We start from the raw sequence: 16,426 nt of genomic DNA on the forward strand, positions 1-16,426 counted from the left end.
TGAACATATGAAGAGTAGCGAAAACAAGAACCCGGTGGCGCAGCGTGGTGACCTGATCCTGATGATGAGAACGAGGCCCATGCTTGTCGCTGAAGAAGGCACACTGCTGGCGTGCTTCTGGTCACTCGGCCGCGTCACAGGCGTCGCACAGGACGGCATCGTCAGCGCCTTCCGCATTTTTGGCACGCACTATGTCTGTCGGGATGTGCCAGAGAACTATCAGCTGCTTTCCGCCACACTGGTCGACATGCCAGCCATCGAAGGCGACATGACGAATCGTGTTGGGCAGCACAGCGGCGCGAATGAATTCCCGATACCCGATCATGCGTACGAGTACGCAACAACGTTCATGCTGGAAACAACGAATAACGGAGTTTGATTGATGAACAGGAAAAACCTCGATCCGTATATCAGGATCTCCGCCGACTCGCTCGGCGAACTGCGCAGGGTCGACGTGCATCGCGTGATCAGTTCTGTCTGCTTTGACAATATCGACGGCGTTACACGTGGCGATCTCGCCACCTGGATCGCGACGCATCGCCCCGACCTGACCGATGAGGTCATGGACGTCATGCAGGACGAGTTTCCCGACGAAAGCTGGAAGCCAGCAACAATGGACGCGGCAAAATGATGGAAAAGCCGACGACACGACATGAGCAAGGCACGCAGACGCCGTTCATGAGCAAGCCGACCAAGCCATCCCGGCGAGGTGACCTGGTAGCCATTGTCATGGGCGAGGTCGTGTACACGGAAGAGCAAGGGGAAACGACGCGTCTGTTCTGGACGCTGGGACGTGTGACGCATGCTGACGATAATGGTACGGTTTCGGCCTGGCGCCGATTCGGTCAGCACTTCATCGACAAGGAAGTGCCCGCGCGATGCGGCGGTGTTGGCGCCCACCGCATCGACATGCACGCGGTCGAAGGCGACATGGTCGCACGCCTGGCGAAGAACGCAAAGGCCAACGAATTCGAGGACCTGGATGCACTTAACAGCTACCTGCTTCCATTTATGAAGACAATCGATAGGCAGCGCATTTGAGGCGTGGTACCAGGGATAGGAAATGAAAATGACACAAGAAAGCGTCAGGGCAAAGCGCGGTGACCTGATCGTGACGCAGACAACCGCGTCGCACGTCCATGTCAAGGAAGGAGCCCGGAGCCGCACATTCTGGACACTGGGGCGCGTAACATCCGTGTCCCGTGACGGACGGGTGAAGGCCTATCGTACCTTTGGCGGCCATCATGACAGCCGGCACATACCTCTGCACTGCCACGTGGTGACAGCGGAGACCGCCGACGTCACTGCGATCGAACGCGACATGCCGGACTGATCGTGAACCAGTGGGATGCCAATGAATTTGTCGACCTGGACGCCGTACGCATTTACCTTCAGGCCTTCAAAAGAGTGGCCGTCAATGGTGGATCACAAGCCATCAAAGCGAAAAAATGAGTCAGGCACACATTCACACCCAACCTGATGCGCATGCGCGTGCATTCTCCCTGTGCGCGGCGGCCCAGTTTTCGCCGGCGCAGGCCCTTGTGATGGCACGAGGATTCGCAGCAAGGGGAAAGACCGATGCCAGCGAAGGCTGCGCCCATTACGTCATGCGCCTGATGGTTCAAGCACAGGCAGATCACGATGCGCTACACCGCGCTGATCCTGAAGGGCTATAAACGTTTCGGCCTGAACCAGATCCAGAGCTTCACCATCCAGCCCACCGAAGCCGTCCAGCTGATCCTCGGCACCAACGGTTCAGGCAAATCTTCCCTGCTGCACGAACTCACCCCCCTGCCTGGAAGCCCTGCGGACTATAGCAAGGACGGATCCAAGGAAATCCATATCCTGGATCAAGGGCATCACTATGTCCTGAAAAGCGATTTTTCCCTCAAGCAGCCTCACAGTTTCCGCAAGGACGGTGGCAAGGAGCTGAACCCCGGCGGCACTGCAACGGTACAAAAGGAACTGGTCAGGCAGGCGTTTGGTGTCACGCCCGAGACGCACGCACTCGCGCTCGGCGCTGAACGGTTCACCTCGATGGGACCAACGCGCCGCCGCGAATGGTTCACCATGCTCTCGGACGTCAACTATGACTACGCGATCACCGTCTACAACCGCCTGAAGGAAGAGTGGCGCAACGTCTCGGGTGCGCTCAAGCTCGATCGCCGGCAACTCGTACTCGAACAGGCAAAGGTCATCACACAGGAGGAACAGGCCAGACTCGATGCCGAAGTCAGAGACCTGCATAAGGAGCTCACGCGTCTCATCGAACTGCGCGCGCCGCTCGAGCGATCAGTCGGGGAAATCGATGCCGGGCGCCGCGAGCGCGAACGTGAGCTTCATGCAATGAGCCGGCAACTGCTTGCGATGCGCGTACAGGCCCCCGTTGATCCAGTTGGCGCAGATGGCACGCCCCCGAAAAAGCTCACCTTTGAAGGCACCGATGGTGTCGACCGCCACATTGAAGCGATCCGCAGCAGCATCACAGGACAGGAGGCCGTGCTCACCCGGTGCGTGACCGAACACGAAAAGATCAGGGAAACAGTCGAAATTCTCCGACGACGAGGAACCGACGATCTGAACACCCTGCGCTCGCGCATCAGGCGTGCGCAGGAGCAACGCCAGCAGTTACTCAAGGCGCGGCGCCTCGGGCTCGAAGGATTCGACGCCGCGGCTGCCATGCAATCTTTCCAGTCGATTGCAGAGACGCTTTCGGAAAAGCTCGCTGAGATGCCCGCCAACGAGGAAGGCCTCTTCAGTTCCATCCGGCTGAAGGATCGGCGTGAGCAACTGCTCAAGCTCAAGGAAGCGGGTACGCGCGGCAACCGGCAACTGGCGCAACTGCAGGCAAGGAAGCAGCACGCCGAGCAGCACCGTGCCCATGGTAGCGTCACCTGCCCGAAGTGCCGTCATGTCTTCACTCAGGGCGTGGGTGCGGAAACGTTGCAGCAGTTGGAAAAGGAAATCGCCGCGAGCGTAGAGACGCTCGCCAGCCTGGAAAAGGAGGTGACCAAGGCCGAACAGTCGGTGGCCACTATTCAGGCCTACGGCGACCTTTACCGCGAGATCATCCAGATCACGCGCATGGCGAGCGCGCTTGAACCGTTCTGGGATCATCTCGCGCAGACAAACGCCCTGAAGGTGGCGCCCGCGAAGGTCATTGGCATGCTCGCGCTGCTCGGGGAGGATCTCAGGCTGGAGGTCAAGGCGGCTGAACAGGACGCCGAGATCGGCAAGGTGAAGGAACTGCTCGTCCAGTCGGAGCGCCTCGGGGACGCGACGCTGGGCGAGACGTCGCAGAAACTGCGCGAGTCGGAGCGCACCATCGAGGCACTCACCAGGGCGCTGGCAGCAGCACGCCGATGCCTTGGGGAGTTCGTCCAGTATCGCAGGAAGCTCGCCGATGCGATCGCACTGTCCGCACGCATCGACGCAGCGTGCCGGGAATTCGAAAATCTCACCCATGAACAGGTCGAGATGCTCTGGCGCGCGAGCATCCATGCGTGTATCCGCCACGTCCAGAGCACGCTCTCGCGCAAGGAGGAAATCCTTGCGAACCTTAACCAGCAGAAGGCGATTGTCGCCAACCTCGAGCAGACGATCCTGCGGCGCTCCCTGGAGGAAGAAGCGCTTGCAGCTGCCATGCGTGAACTCTCTCCAACCGATGGCCTGATCGCGCAGGGACTACTGGGCTTCATCCGCATCTTCACCCGCCAGATGAACCAGCTCATCAGCCGGGTCTGGGTTTATCCGCTCGAAGTCGTTCCGTGCGGAACGACGACGGAAAAAGGCGCCGGCCTTGACTACAGGTTTCCCCTGCGGGTGGGCTCCGAAGGCGACATCAAGGAGGATGTGAGCGACGGCAGCGACGGGATGCTGGAAATCATCGATCTGGCGTTCCGGGTTGTCGGCCTGAAATGCCTTCATCTCGACGACGGCCCCCTGCTGCTTGACGAGTGGGGCGCCACCTTCGACGCCGGGCATCGCAGCAATGCGATCAACACCATCAGGCACATCATGGAGACGTGGCCCTTCAGCCAGCTTTTCCTGATTTCCCACTACGCCGCGACCTACGGTGCATTCAGCAATGTCCAGACGTGTGTGCTGGATGCGCGCAACATCGCCGTACCGAAAGTCTACAACACGCACGTCACCATGACCTGAACGGACATGCCATGACCCGTGATGAAATCGCCGAGGCCCTCGCGTCGATCGGCCAGCACCATACCCGTGCCCAGCGAGAACTCCTGCAACTGGCCCTGCGGCTGCAAAACGAGGGGCTCACCGGGCAAACGCGAGACATGCTGCCTGCCCGGCACGCCATACCGGAGGACTCGCAGGAAGATCTTCTCCCTGTGGTGGCCGCAACGACGGCAGTCAGCGCACCGCGGCTCCGACCCACAACGGCGCAGGCCCTCGCCACGGCAAAGGAGGTACTCAAGGAAGAGCTGATCAACCACGACCAGTCTCATCTGCTGCACCTGGTCGACACCGTCGAGCAATCCGACATCGATGCGACCCATCACGCGCCCGCACCGACGCCTGTTACAGAGCCGTCAACGGGGAACCAGGCGAGTGTCGAGTTCTTCCGAAACATCTTTAACGCGCAAACGCTGGCCGGTGGCACAGGTCCGCTCGGCATCGGCGTAGCCGGCCTGAAACACTATCAGCAGGATGTGCGCCTTGCGAGACAGGCGCATCTGAAGAACTGGCCAAGCGGCTTCTATACGGAACACACGACTCATGCAACGCAGTTTCTGCTCAACCGGGCCGATCTGGGATGGGCAATCCTCGTCGAAGGGTTGCAGCGCGCCGATATACGTGCTTCGACCCTGAACTACGGCAAGGAAGAATTCGCAAGCTTCATGCCGATGCCCTCCGTCGGCCTCGATGAAGGAAAGCGGGAACGTCTGGCCAGTTGCTTCAACCAGACTTTCAGCTGCGACACGGCTACAAACCGCTCGCATGATCTGATCGGCGATCACGATCACATTAGCGCAGTCTTCGATAAACAGTAAGGAATCCAATTGGAATCACTAGCAGTCAACACATGGGCGCACCTCGAACATTTCGGTATCAAGGCGCTCACTGGCGAGGCCTGTAGCTACATGATGCGCATACTCTGCGACGTCAATGAGGATGGCCGACTGGGCATCCTCGACTATCTCTCGCTTCCCGTCAATACGGTACTCACAGGCCCCTGGAACAGTCTGGTGAACGGAAAGCCGAGCGTAGGCAGCATCATGCTGCATCGCGACTGCCTCCCCGCGCTGGCTGAATTCATGCTCCGACGTGCGGGGGTGAGGGCACTGGTTCGCCTTCCCTCCTCCGGCTCGATTGTCGGGCTCTTCACGGAAGAGCGCGTAACGCAGTATGAGCAGTTGCTACAGGACATGCCCAACTCCACGCATCTGTGGCAGATCCAGCGACTCTCGGGAACCACCCAGCCCTGCATTGGTTCGAGGAACATTCACGCAGCGACTGGTCGGGCCCTCTGAGCATCCCCGACGCTCAACCCTGTCCTGTCCAATACAAACATTACTCCGGAGTTCGACCTCATTCTGGATAAATCCAGTTGTCCGGGACCGTCGCAAATCGTACGTGGCGACGACGTGCGATGGAGAGGACAGCGAGGAACCCACTGTCCTCGACTGCGTGTTGCGTGTCTATTTCCTCGGTTACGGCTCGCTGACCGATGCCCCAAAACACGCTGATGATCTGAACTCCGGAGGGTTCTCACGGCAAACTTCATGAACACACAGGAAATCGAAACGGCTGCACGGCACTTTGTCATTGCAGCTATCTGGGCGGACGGCCCGGAAGGAAGGAAAATCAAAAGTGCTCCGGAAACCGATGCCATTGCCCGCGTCTTTGTCGAGGAGTTTGCGCAAGCCTGGCCGTCGGAATGCGCACAGGTCATGGCCAAGGATGGTTACGGCTTACATCCCGATGCGGGCACTCCCGCCGCAGCATTCGGCCACGACCTCTACCTCACCTGTGCAGGACACGGCGCAGGTTTCTGGGACCGCCCCGAACTGGGCGAATCCGGTCGCCGCATCAGCGAGCGCATTCGCGCCGAATGGCGACGCTGGAGCATCGAGTCGTATCCATACAGGCGGCGGCTGTATTTCTGTGTCTCACCCGAAATGCGCAAGCTTGCCGGGCAAGCCGCATGAAAGTCAGCCAGGACGTCCTGGAAGTCCTGGGAGCGGCATCTACGCAGAACACCTCGCTCGCATTGCCTCATGAGCTCGGGCGAAACCTCTATGTACGCACCAACAAGGTGCTCGAAGCCGCCGGCGGCAGGTGGAATCGGAAGGCGAAAGCCCATCTTTTTGACGGTGATGCCGCAGATGCCATCGAGCAGATCATTCTGTCCGGCGAAATCACCATCCCCCAGGACTTTGGTTACTTCCCGACCCCTGAGGAGGTCGTTCAGCGCCTGATCAAACTCGCGGATGTGCGTGCGAATCACGTCGTGCTGGAACCCAGTGCCGGGCGGGGAAACATCGCCCGTGCACTCGCGCATGCCGCACGCGTCGATTGCCACGAACTGCTGCCGGAGAATGTGGCTGCACTGCGCTCACTCGGCCTCAGGAACTGCAACATCGTGCAAGGAGACTTTCTCGGTGTCAAACCGAAGCGCGTCTATGACCGGATTGTCATGAATCCACCTTTCGGCAAACGGGCCGATATTCATCATGTCAGGCATGCGCTGCTTTTTCTTGCACCGCGCGGACGTCTCGTCTCCGTCATGTCGAAGAGCGTCACGTTCCGGCAGGATCGACTCGCGAGCGAATTCCGTGAGCTTGTTGCACGACGGGGCGGTGAATTCGAGGCTGTTCCAGATGGCGCCTTCGCAACGAGTGGCACGCTGGTGGGAACTGTGATCGTGACCATCCCTGCCGAAATCCGTTCCCCTTCCGGCAAACGCCGCGTTGCCGCTGAACATGACGGCCGGGAAGCGCACGCGGCAGGAGCGGAAGCAGGTACCCGCCCCCGCATAGCGGGAACGCGGCGTCAAGGGCAAGCGCCGCGCCCCCCCGATGGGACCCGAAAGCCTGACATACCGTCTGGCGACCACGTGCGTCTTCCGGTTGAACTGCCCGATGGCTGGGATGCCGAGCCTTACGGTGATGGCGACGTCGTCATCATCACCAGCCCGCATCGGCGCTGTGCCGTGTCAGTGTCACCAAAATGGCGGAGCTTTTCACTGGGCGCTGGCCGCCCGCGCCGAAGCGCAATAGGTATGTCACTTTACAGCGGTCGCAACTGGAGAGCCAACCTCTTTACTGCCGCAGTTGGATCCCTAAAACGTGAACTTGATGAATGTGCTATCGAAACTCAGCCACCTACCGAAGAGAAAAATTTTGAATGATTGAGATCAGACAGACAGGACTTCCTGAAAGTGGGAACCATTGGAGTTACGGGCGTGACTACATGCGCCGAATTTCAGCCGGCAGCGCCAGGAAACTCTGCGGCCTGTACCCGATGCCCCGCATGGGATATGAAACGATTGTAGCCGTCGCGAATGATGGCTACGGAGGGAAATACCATCTCTGCGTGCAAAACATCTCCGGAATCTGGTTTCTCGCGTGCACGTCTGTACCCGTGGCAGATTGGCCGGAGATCTTTCAGGTGAAGATCGTGGAGCCAGCCCGGGAAAGAGAAGATGAGAAACAAGCCCATCTGGAGTGAAGAGTATCGGGGCCACCACATCCAGGGCGTGCACGAGGACGGTAAGGAGCGGATCGAGGTGATGCTTCGTGATGCCGAAGGCCCGGGGGTCACCATCGCCACCTGCAGCAGTCGTAAAACTGCGAAAGCGAAAATCAGTCATCACGTAAGGCGGAAGACTCCGCGGTTCGATGAAATCATCCGCACCAGCGCCTGGCGTGTCCGGAACGTGACAATTGACGTCAACGAAAGCATGCCAACCGTTGCCATCGGCGAAAACGTCTTTCTTCAGGGCGAAGAAGCAGACAATTTTATCGAGGCCGCAAAGGGGCTCTACGAGCAGGCCCAAACCGTAACGATGGACGATTGCTATGCCTGCGTCGCCCATCCCTATGTCGAAAGCTGCGAGACGTGACGTCCAGTTCAAGCACACACTCTGCCCGACCCCAGTCTGCACTCTACTACGATGCCGTACGCGCGGCTGGTGAAATCAATCTGCTGTTCCTCGACCTGGTAAAAGAAGGTCTGACGCGCGAAGAACTCGCGATCAACATCAAACGCCGCCCGTCCCTGTGGCAACGCTTCGAGACGTGGCTCGATCATCTTCCCACCCTACCCGCAAAATGACATCTGGAAACACGATCAACCTCAACGATATGAACCAGGCTGCGCTGAACCGGCACAGCGAGGCACTCAACGCCCTGCAGGGCGCGTCCAATCTGAGCGGCATCGCGCGCTCGCTGGTGCGGGCGATCAACCAGTGCCATACCGAGAATCCTGGCTCCCAGGAAATCCGTGATGACCCTGCGATCCGGTTCTTCGTCCACCACATGGCGTTCCTGTGCAACGTCGGGGAGCTCGACCGGAAGCCCGATGTCTATGAAGCGCTCGAGAAAGCCTGCGAGGTAGGAAGCGCTACGCGCAAGGCTGAACTCAGGACACGACAACAGGCATAACCTCTCATGGGAGATCGGACATGACGCCGAGTCAACCGGACACGGTGATCCTGGACCTGCGCTCAGCCATTGACGAATACGAGCGCGACGTCAAACATTTGACCGGTGTGCTCGACACTGACCCAGGTGCGATGGTGAGTTGGCTGGCGTGCTACGTGACTACCCGCGAATGGGCCGAAGACGAGATCCAGAACGCTGTTATTGACGCCGTGTGCGATGACGACGACACGCCACCGGACGCGCTCGAAAAGTTTTCTGACGCTGCCTTCGGGCTCGGCCTGTCGATGGTGAGGAAGCTGGAAGAATGCGGCATATTCTCGCGCAGCGACGGTCAATTCCACTACACGTACTCCGGCCTGCTTGGCAGGTCCGCTGTTTTCAGGCGGACTGCCTAGCTGGCAGGCCGAATCACACCCGATCTACAAGACTCAGCCGTGGATCAACGCGTTGACATCAATTAGGATAACAGATGGATTCTGAATCTCTCGACGTGGACGGCAACCCGCTGTACGTCAATGCACGCTGTACTATCGTTTCAGTCTGGCATCAGGCGTTTTCGGGGTACATTGGAAAGAAGGTTGTTGTGGCGAAACTTCGAGGCGAATCCGCCTGGATTTACAACGACCAGCCAATACGCTACCGAACGAACCGGAAAGGTCGCGATGTGGTGGACCACGACCCCAAGACCATTCAAACCGTGATCGGTGTTGCGCACTTGCGTCTGAGGATTAACGAATGACGACAAATACCACCGCATCGGCACGGAAAAGCGAACGGGAAAGGCGGTCATGACGGTCCATTACCCCAACACGGTCATCGTGGATCTGGGAACGGCCATCAAGGATTACAGGCGCGAACTCAAGTGCCTCGATAGCCTTGTCGACACCGATCCCAATTCGATGCTCAGCTGGTTGTCGAGTTGCATCACCACGGCCGACCATGCCGAAGATGAAGTCGACAACGCTATCATGGAAAGTATCTCAGCAAATATTGACATTCCTTCGGACGAGATAGGCACGTACTTCGACGCTGCCCTGGGGCTGGGTTTCACGATGGTAAAGGAGCTTCGCGACAAGCAGATCTTCCCGCCCAGGTCATCGTCTAATGGCGAATTTCCCTACGAGTTCGTGTGCCTGCTCGGCAGTTCTGCGGTGTTCACGAGACCTGATCCCGCATCGGACTAGCCATATACTGCGGCCTGGTCAGCCACCTGAAAGATTGACATCACAGCCGATCTGAAGAAAGTATGCGGGACTCAGGCCCGTCGCGTGGATGGGATTGCGGCTATCGGAAAGACCCGTCTCAACCTTCGCGTCGACGGTCCTGTATATGGGGTTGTTCCTGAAGTTGTCCTCCACCCTTAGCGACCACTGCCTGTCTTCCGGGACAGGCCAGTATTCCGCAATTTTTCCGCAACCCGTCACGAGTGGCCAGACAGGTTGCACATAGCTAATATAGGCATGGGGCCAGCGTGGCGCCTCGACGCCCAGAAACTCGGTCCAGAGTTCGGTGTTGTCGATGAGCACGATGAAGGACTGACTGAGCGTGAGATAGGCCCCGATAAAGGCATCGGAGATCATTTCCGTGACCGTGAACGCGTGCGGGTTATCCGGCCACGATGTTAGCGGCATTGCAGAAAGGTCGATGAAACGCTTCGATTCGTACCAGCGGTCGAAGAGCGGCAGGTTGTTGAAGTCGATCATGATCGTGTCGGCGCCCACCAGCGTCACGGTCTTCGGATCGAGCACGTGGAGATATCCCCCGATCACCGCCATCACGGTGTAGCCCGTCAGATCTCTCCCGAGATTCAGGTACGTGTGATTGCCCAGGTTCTGCTCGTCGATCTGCTTGAAGAGCATCTCACGCGTGATCGGGACATAGGTGAGCGTCCCCAGGTCCTGAAAATCCAGAATTCCGACTTTATTTTTTTTGGCATGAGTAACGGATTTCATTCCGTCCGTCACCCATATACCGTTCTGGCCGTCGCTGTCGATCAGGTGGAAGAATCCGTTTACAGTCACCATGCAGCTCTGGAAAAACGAGCTGTAGGACGTTCGGGCGCGCGTGAGAAACAGATCCGTCTTCTCCGCTGTCGGTAGCGGACTGGACAACGACGCAACGGGGCTGATCGGCTCGATTGCATAGCCCGCCTGAAATGCGTCCTGATACCGCGCATACCGGGTGTCGAGCGTGGGGATGGTATCGGATGTCGGTAGCGCCATGTCACCAAGGGCAGCCAGATACTGGTTGAAGGTCTGCTGCTGGTCGGTGATGGTGCCAGCAATATCGTTGAGATTCAGGCTGACAGGGTTGCCGAGAAAGGGATTGGTCAGCACCGCGCAGACCGTCGAGAAGGTCTGGACGACCGTTGAAAAGGTCATGTCCCCGAGATCGATGGCGCACCAGTCCTGTCCACCGCCCAGTGATTTACCGATCGCAGATACCAGGGCATACATCGTTTTCTCCGGAAAAGGTCGCTCATCATCCTATGGTCCTTCGCACAGCCATACGATGAGCGACGCGTTTTCAGGAGTACGAACCGTATGTCTACCATGCCCTCGTACCCGTTCGATCCAACAGGTTCGCTCGCCTCGAACCTCATCACCGGAGAGCAGCAGGTACTGGTTGCCCAGAATTTTCGCGACCAGCACCTGATCATCCCGGCGGCCGCCCCCTATTTTGCCGACACACTCCAGATCCAGTTCAGGGATACGAGCGGACAGATCACGACGCTCAAGGAGGGGACGGACTACTTCTGCACGCACTGGTTCATTTCCGCGAGCCGTTCGTGCGCCATGCGGGTGCACGGCTCCATCAGCTTCATCAACACCGCCCTGTCCGGGGTGGTGCAGTTGCGGTACCAGACAATCGGCGGAATCTGGGTGCTCGACGCTGCCACGATTGCCGGGATACTTGCAAGCGCGATGAACAACGCGCGCGTGACCTCGTGGGAAGAGATCAGCGGCACACCCTACGCCTTCCCGCCCGAGGCCCATACGTGGGACGTCTATGACATGGTCGGGATGGACGCCGTCGTTCAGGCGCTGGCCGACATCCAGAATACACTGCAGGAGACAGGCGGTGCTGGTCTGGCCGCTCACAAAGCCGATCACGACAATCCGCACGTGGTCACGGCTGCGCAGGTCGGGCTCGGGAACGTCCAGAACTATGGCGTTGCGGCCAACAGTGATGCGGCCGCCGGCACGTCAACCACGCTTTACATGACCCCGGCGACGACCGCTGCGGCGATCCAGACACAGGTTCTGGGCCCCTTCCTGATTCACGCAAGCAACTTCAACAACCCGCACCAGGTGAGCGCTGCCCAGGTGGGCTTAGGCAACGTCAGGAACTATGGCGTCGCAGCGCCAGCCGATGGGGTAAGTGGCACCTCGAACACGCTCTACATGACGCCGTCCACCACGGCCGCGGCGATCAACGGGACGGTTGGCATCACGATCAACCAGCACCTGCTTGACTTTGGCAATCCGCACCAGGTGAGCGCCGCCCAGGTGGGCCTAAGTAATGTACGCAACCTGTTAACGGCGAGTGCAGCAGATGCAGTGGCCGGCACCAGCAACGATCTCTACATGACACCTGCGGCGACCGCGGCCGCCATTGCCCAGACGGGTGCCATGGGGCAACTGAACAGCCACATCACCGACTACAGCAATCCTCACCAGGTCACCGCGGCACAGGTTGGCGCGGTCACCGTGGGTGACGTCAACAATCTCCTGCAGGGCTACCTCCCCCTCACCGCTACGGCGGCCGACAGCACACTGGCGTACGGCCTGACGCTCAGTGAACTCGCGGCTTCCATTCTGGAAGGCACGGCCTCGAACGCGACGATGGTCGGGGGCATGACACCGCAGGACCTGATCAACTACATCACGAGCGGCATGTCGGACGATGCATCCACGTTCGGCGGCATGTCGCCAGCCGACTGGCAGGACTATATCGCGCACGCGACCGTCGCAAACGCCAATCTGGCGTATGGCCTCACCCAGGACGCCCTGACGGCGGCGATCCTGTCGGGAACCGCTGCCAATGCCAACCAGCTCGGTGGCATGTCGGTCTCGGAGCTCAGTGCGAGCATTCTCTCGGGCACCGCGGCGAACAGTGAACTCGCATACGGGTTGACGCAGGCCCAGCTCGCCAGCGCGATTCTTCAGGGCACAGCCGCTAATTCCGCAGAACTGAACGGCATGACGTCCAACGTGCTGATCCAGACAGCGGTGAACGCTGTCAGCGCGGTGGTCGCAGCTCAGGAGACCATTGCGGCCAACACCGACAACGTTGCCAATGTCTGGACGCCACTGGGGCAGGTCGCGATGCCGGGTCCGGCGCAAACGCAGACCGTGTTTCCCGATGTGCAGTGGATTGTCACGGGAGGCGATGCGACCACGGACACCGGCAGTGGAGTCTGGCTTGTACGCATTTCGGTCAGGGCGAGCGGACAACCCGGCAATGCGCTGCTGAGCGTGGTGAGCCTGAACGGCGTGAACATGGACACGGTGTCGTTCGGCTTCACCGTCGACAGCACCACGACACCGGGAGCACCCGTGCTCACCACGTGGATGAAAACGCCGGGCGAGACCAACCAGATGTCCGTGACTTCGCTGTCCGAAAACACCACCCAGCTTGCCGGCAACGTTGTTCAGGTTAGCGCCGAGCCCTCCGGCATTACGTACTGGGCGGCAGACGCGTTTGCGACCGTGTCGCAGATGGCCGACCTCGTAAGCCAGTTGTACTTCGCGTTTGAAACCTTCTCCAGCTCGCTCAGCTCCGCTGCGTAACTTCGCCTGCGGCACGGGGCTGGTGGATTGCATTCGCGGGAAGGCGGACTCCATACCCCGGTCAGATACGTGGGAGCGTTCATGTCGACTCCACCCGTTTCGCTGCCTGTATCACTACCATTCGACCCCGGCGGCAGCGCGCGCAGCAACCTGGTCGAGGACGAAATCCAGGTCATCGGACTACGCAGCATTCGAGCCTTTCCGTTGAATTATGGGCTTTTCTTCACCACCTCCCTGGTTGTAACCGACAATGCGACCGGCCTGCCCCTGACGCCAGGGGCGCAGTACTACGCGACACAGATGGATGTCGGCGCATCCATGCGATGCGGCAGCGAGATCGACGAGGTTGTGGTCATCACCGACCTCACGGTGAGCCAGACAGTTCGCGTGACCTATCAGGCGCTTGGCGGCGTCAACAATGTGGCACTCGGTGCCCTGCAAATCGCGATCGATAACCTGCACATCAATGACGGCCCTGTGAGCTGGGCTGACGTGACAGGCAAACCATGCGCCTACCCGCCCACGCCACACCATCCGCATATTGCTGACGATATCTACGGTGCGGAGTACATCGTTGTTGCGCTCGAGCGCCTGAGTGCATCGATCCTCCAGGGACAGGGTGGCGCACAGGACGAACTGATGGCCTATGCGCAAAGCTGCGTGAATGAGGTCCTCGATTCGATCGCGGCCGCAGGCGCCACGCTTGACGCCCACGAGACGGATTCTGGCAACCCGCATCAGGACACTGCCCACCTGATCGGTGGCTATACCACGGAAGAAACTACTGCGGCGATCGCCGTCGAGACGGTGAACCAGGAGCAGGCCGATGCCACTATCCAGGCCGCTCTCAATGCCCATATCGCTGATTACGACAATCCGCACGAAGTCACCGCCAACCAGATTGGCGGCTGGTCGACTGCGCAATCCGATGCAGCCATGGCTGCGATGCAGGCATCGCTCATGCAGGCGATCACGACGACCGAAGCCGTGCAGAACGCCCACTTTGTGAACCATGCCAACCCCCATCAGGACACGGCGGTGAATATCGGCACGCTCACGAGCGGGCAGATCAGCAGTGCTGCAACGGCTGGCGCCGCCACGCCTGGCTCGCAGGCCTCGGGGCTCGGCACCTCGGTCAACAACCACGTGACGAACACGGGCAATCCGCATCAGGACACCGCGGCCAACGTCGGCACGTGGACGTATGCGACAATCCAGAACAGCATCGTCAATCCCCTCACCTCGCACATCAACAATCTGGCCAATCCCCATCAGGTGACAGTCGCCCAGCTCGGGACCTACTCGTCGGCCACTATCAACAACAACATTGCTGCCGCACTCAACCAGATCGTAAGCGATGTGAATTCGCTGAACGGCTATATCTCGGCGCACACGGGCAACATGAACAACCCGCATCAGGACACCCTGGCGAATACGGGTGCGGGAGGCTTCACGGCCGGGGCGCTGCAAAACGCGATCAACCAGCTGCAGGGTCCGGGAGGCAGCGCCGGCAATGCCATTGCCGCGCTTCCCTGAGCACCTCGCTGAGCCTCTCCTGGGTGGAAAGGTTGCGTCTACAAGGGGCCGCGGATGATACCCAATCTCTATCGCTACCCGCTCGACCTCTCGGGCGAACGCCGGAAAAACTTCGTGACTGGCGAGCCGCATGCGATCGGAACCATGCCTGTACGCGTCATCGCGCCCCGTCAGGGGCTTTTCTTTGGCGCATCCGTCCAGATCGTGGACGCGTTCACCCAGCACACGCTGTTGCCGCTCCAGTATCGTTTCCAGTTCCTGCACGAACACGCGACGAGACTGACGGGCAAGGAGGTCGACGCGGTGATCGTCATCACCGATCCGGGCGTCAGCCCCAATGTCCTGATTACCTACCAGGCGCTGGGCGGCGAGTACGGCCAGCCGCTGGCCGCGATCACGGATGAAATCACCGCGTTAGCCAACGACACGCGCGGTGTCGCATTCCAGGACATCACGAACAGGCCGGATACCTTTCCCCCCGTGCCACATCTGCACGCAATCGGGGACACCTACGACTGGGACTATATCGTCACGGCCATCGAGATGCTGATGGCGATCGTGAGCCTGTCCGAAACGGCAGCCTACGACACCGTGCTGGGTTTCATCGATCAGCAGGTCAATCTTCGCGACGGCGACATTGCCAATCTTGCGCAGCAGCTCTCGGCGCACATCACAAACTACAGCAACCCGCACCAGACCACGCTCGCCCAGCTGAACATGTATTCCGCCGCGCAGGTCGCAACGCTGATTGCCAGCCAGACAGCCGCACGTGAGGCGGGTGACAGCGCTCTGCTTGCCAGCATTGCGGCCCATTCGGGGGATCTGGGCAACCCACATCGCGACACGGCGGCCGACATTGGCGGCTATACAAGCGAAGAGGCGAATGCCAACCTGAACACCATCGTGAATGCGCTTGACGCAACGCTCGCGCAGGATGCATCTGCGATGGCCGCGCACATCGCCGACACTGACAATCCTCATGAGGTGACACTCGCCCAGATTGATGGACTGACGACGGCACAGATCAACGCCGTGATTTCGACGGCGATGCAGCCGGCAACCACGCAGCTCGCGGCCATCGAGAGCCAGCTCGATACCCACATCACCAACTACAGCAATCCGCACCAGACCACGCTCGCACAGATCAGCGGGTGGGACAACGGCAGTATCGGCACGGTCAACACGCAGGCGACCAGCCACATCAGCAACCGAAGCAATCCGCACCAGCTGAACGTTTCACAGGTCGGTACGCTGACGGGCGCACAGATCAACGCGAACATCACCAGCAACCTGGTGAACCCGGCGAACAACTCGTATCTGACGCCACAGGCAAACAACATCAACGCCCACGTCGGCAATTTCAATAACCCCCATAACACCACGGTGGCGATGCTCGGCGGCTGGACCTACGCACAGTGGCAGGCCGCATTACAGGCCGCGATCAACAACCTTTCTTACCATTGA

Annotated in this window: 20 protein-coding genes; 19 read left to right on the forward strand and 1 reads right to left on the reverse strand. The window is 59.6% G+C overall.

The window, feature by feature from the left end; translation table 11 throughout:
* Positions 1–7 precede the first annotated feature (7 nt).
* From HDG34_RS15500 to HDG34_RS15575, 16 genes are all read left to right on the forward strand, one after another.
* Entirely contained in the window at positions 8–379 is a 372-nt protein-coding gene (locus HDG34_RS15500; protein WP_184061129.1) for a hypothetical protein, read from the forward strand.
* Positions 380–382: 3 nt separating this feature from the next.
* Positions 383–631: a hypothetical protein gene (locus HDG34_RS15505; protein ID WP_184061130.1), complete on the forward strand. Its 249-nt coding sequence runs from the start codon at positions 383–385 to the stop codon at positions 629–631.
* On the forward strand, positions 628–1,041 hold the full coding sequence (locus tag HDG34_RS15510) for a hypothetical protein (RefSeq protein WP_184061131.1): 414 nt from the start codon (positions 628–630) through the stop codon (positions 1,039–1,041). The genes HDG34_RS15505 and HDG34_RS15510 overlap by 4 nt, the downstream gene beginning before the upstream one ends.
* 22 nt (positions 1,042–1,063) lie before the next feature.
* The gene (locus HDG34_RS15515) at positions 1,064–1,333 is read left to right on the forward strand and encodes a hypothetical protein (RefSeq protein WP_184061132.1); all 270 of its coding nucleotides are present in this window, start codon (positions 1,064–1,066) and stop codon (positions 1,331–1,333) included.
* 308 nt (positions 1,334–1,641) lie between these two features.
* Entirely contained in the window at positions 1,642–4,164 is a 2,523-nt protein-coding gene (locus HDG34_RS15520) for a hypothetical protein (protein ID WP_184061133.1), read from the forward strand.
* 11 nt (positions 4,165–4,175) lie between these two features.
* A complete protein-coding gene (locus HDG34_RS15525; protein ID WP_184061134.1) occupies positions 4,176–5,018 on the forward strand; it encodes a hypothetical protein in 843 nt (280 codons plus the stop codon).
* A 9-nt stretch (positions 5,019–5,027) separates the two neighbouring features.
* Entirely contained in the window at positions 5,028–5,498 is a 471-nt protein-coding gene (locus HDG34_RS15530) for a hypothetical protein (RefSeq protein WP_184061135.1), read from the forward strand.
* A gap of 252 nt (positions 5,499–5,750) precedes the next feature.
* Positions 5,751–6,176 (forward strand): hypothetical protein, encoded by a 426-nt coding sequence (locus tag HDG34_RS15535; RefSeq protein WP_184061136.1) that lies wholly within the window; start codon positions 5,751–5,753, stop codon positions 6,174–6,176.
* Entirely contained in the window at positions 6,173–7,378 is a 1,206-nt protein-coding gene (locus tag HDG34_RS15540) for a methyltransferase (RefSeq protein ID WP_184061137.1), read from the forward strand. The genes HDG34_RS15535 and HDG34_RS15540 overlap by 4 nt, the downstream gene beginning before the upstream one ends.
* Positions 7,375–7,698: a hypothetical protein gene (locus HDG34_RS15545; RefSeq protein WP_184061138.1), complete on the forward strand. Its 324-nt coding sequence runs from the start codon at positions 7,375–7,377 to the stop codon at positions 7,696–7,698. Before HDG34_RS15540 ends, HDG34_RS15545 begins: the two co-directional genes overlap by 4 nt.
* Positions 7,673–8,092 (forward strand): hypothetical protein, encoded by a 420-nt coding sequence (locus tag HDG34_RS15550; protein WP_184061139.1) that lies wholly within the window; start codon positions 7,673–7,675, stop codon positions 8,090–8,092. Before HDG34_RS15545 ends, HDG34_RS15550 begins: the two co-directional genes overlap by 26 nt.
* Positions 8,089–8,304 (forward strand): hypothetical protein, encoded by a 216-nt coding sequence (locus HDG34_RS15555; protein ID WP_184061306.1) that lies wholly within the window; start codon positions 8,089–8,091, stop codon positions 8,302–8,304. The genes HDG34_RS15550 and HDG34_RS15555 overlap by 4 nt, the downstream gene beginning before the upstream one ends.
* Before the next feature lie 29 nt (positions 8,305–8,333).
* Complete coding sequence (locus HDG34_RS15560; RefSeq protein ID WP_184061140.1) at positions 8,334–8,633, forward strand: hypothetical protein; 300 nt, start codon at positions 8,334–8,336, stop codon at positions 8,631–8,633.
* 20 nt (positions 8,634–8,653) lie between these two features.
* Complete coding sequence (locus HDG34_RS15565; RefSeq protein ID WP_184061141.1) at positions 8,654–9,028, forward strand: hypothetical protein; 375 nt, start codon at positions 8,654–8,656, stop codon at positions 9,026–9,028.
* A 74-nt stretch (positions 9,029–9,102) separates the two neighbouring features.
* Entirely contained in the window at positions 9,103–9,372 is a 270-nt protein-coding gene (locus HDG34_RS15570; protein WP_184061142.1) for a hypothetical protein, read from the forward strand.
* A gap of 49 nt (positions 9,373–9,421) precedes the next feature.
* The gene (locus tag HDG34_RS15575) at positions 9,422–9,817 is read left to right on the forward strand and encodes a hypothetical protein (protein WP_184061143.1); all 396 of its coding nucleotides are present in this window, start codon (positions 9,422–9,424) and stop codon (positions 9,815–9,817) included.
* An 18-nt stretch (positions 9,818–9,835) separates the two neighbouring features.
* Here HDG34_RS15575 and HDG34_RS15580 read toward each other — a convergent pair whose 3' ends face one another.
* Positions 9,836–11,089, reverse strand: coding sequence for a hypothetical protein (locus HDG34_RS15580; protein ID WP_184061144.1), 1,254 nt, complete (start codon positions 11,087–11,089; stop codon positions 9,836–9,838).
* 87 nt (positions 11,090–11,176) lie between these two features.
* On the opposite strand from HDG34_RS15580, the gene HDG34_RS15585 reads away from it, so the two are divergent.
* The 3 genes from HDG34_RS15585 to HDG34_RS15595 all read left to right on the forward strand — a co-directional run bounded on the left by HDG34_RS15585 (position 11,177) and on the right by HDG34_RS15595 (position 16,426).
* Positions 11,177–13,426, forward strand: a complete 2,250-nt coding sequence (locus tag HDG34_RS15585) for a hypothetical protein (protein ID WP_184061145.1) — start codon at positions 11,177–11,179, stop codon at positions 13,424–13,426.
* Positions 13,427–13,507: 81 nt separating this feature from the next.
* On the forward strand, positions 13,508–14,962 hold the full coding sequence (locus HDG34_RS15590; protein WP_184061146.1) for a hypothetical protein: 1,455 nt from the start codon (positions 13,508–13,510) through the stop codon (positions 14,960–14,962).
* 54 nt (positions 14,963–15,016) lie between these two features.
* Complete coding sequence (locus HDG34_RS15595; RefSeq protein ID WP_184061147.1) at positions 15,017–16,426, forward strand: hypothetical protein; 1,410 nt, start codon at positions 15,017–15,019, stop codon at positions 16,424–16,426.

Source organism: Paraburkholderia sp. HC6.4b (assembly GCF_014200875.1).
Classification (GTDB): Bacteria; Pseudomonadota; Gammaproteobacteria; order Burkholderiales; family Burkholderiaceae; genus Paraburkholderia; species Paraburkholderia tuberum.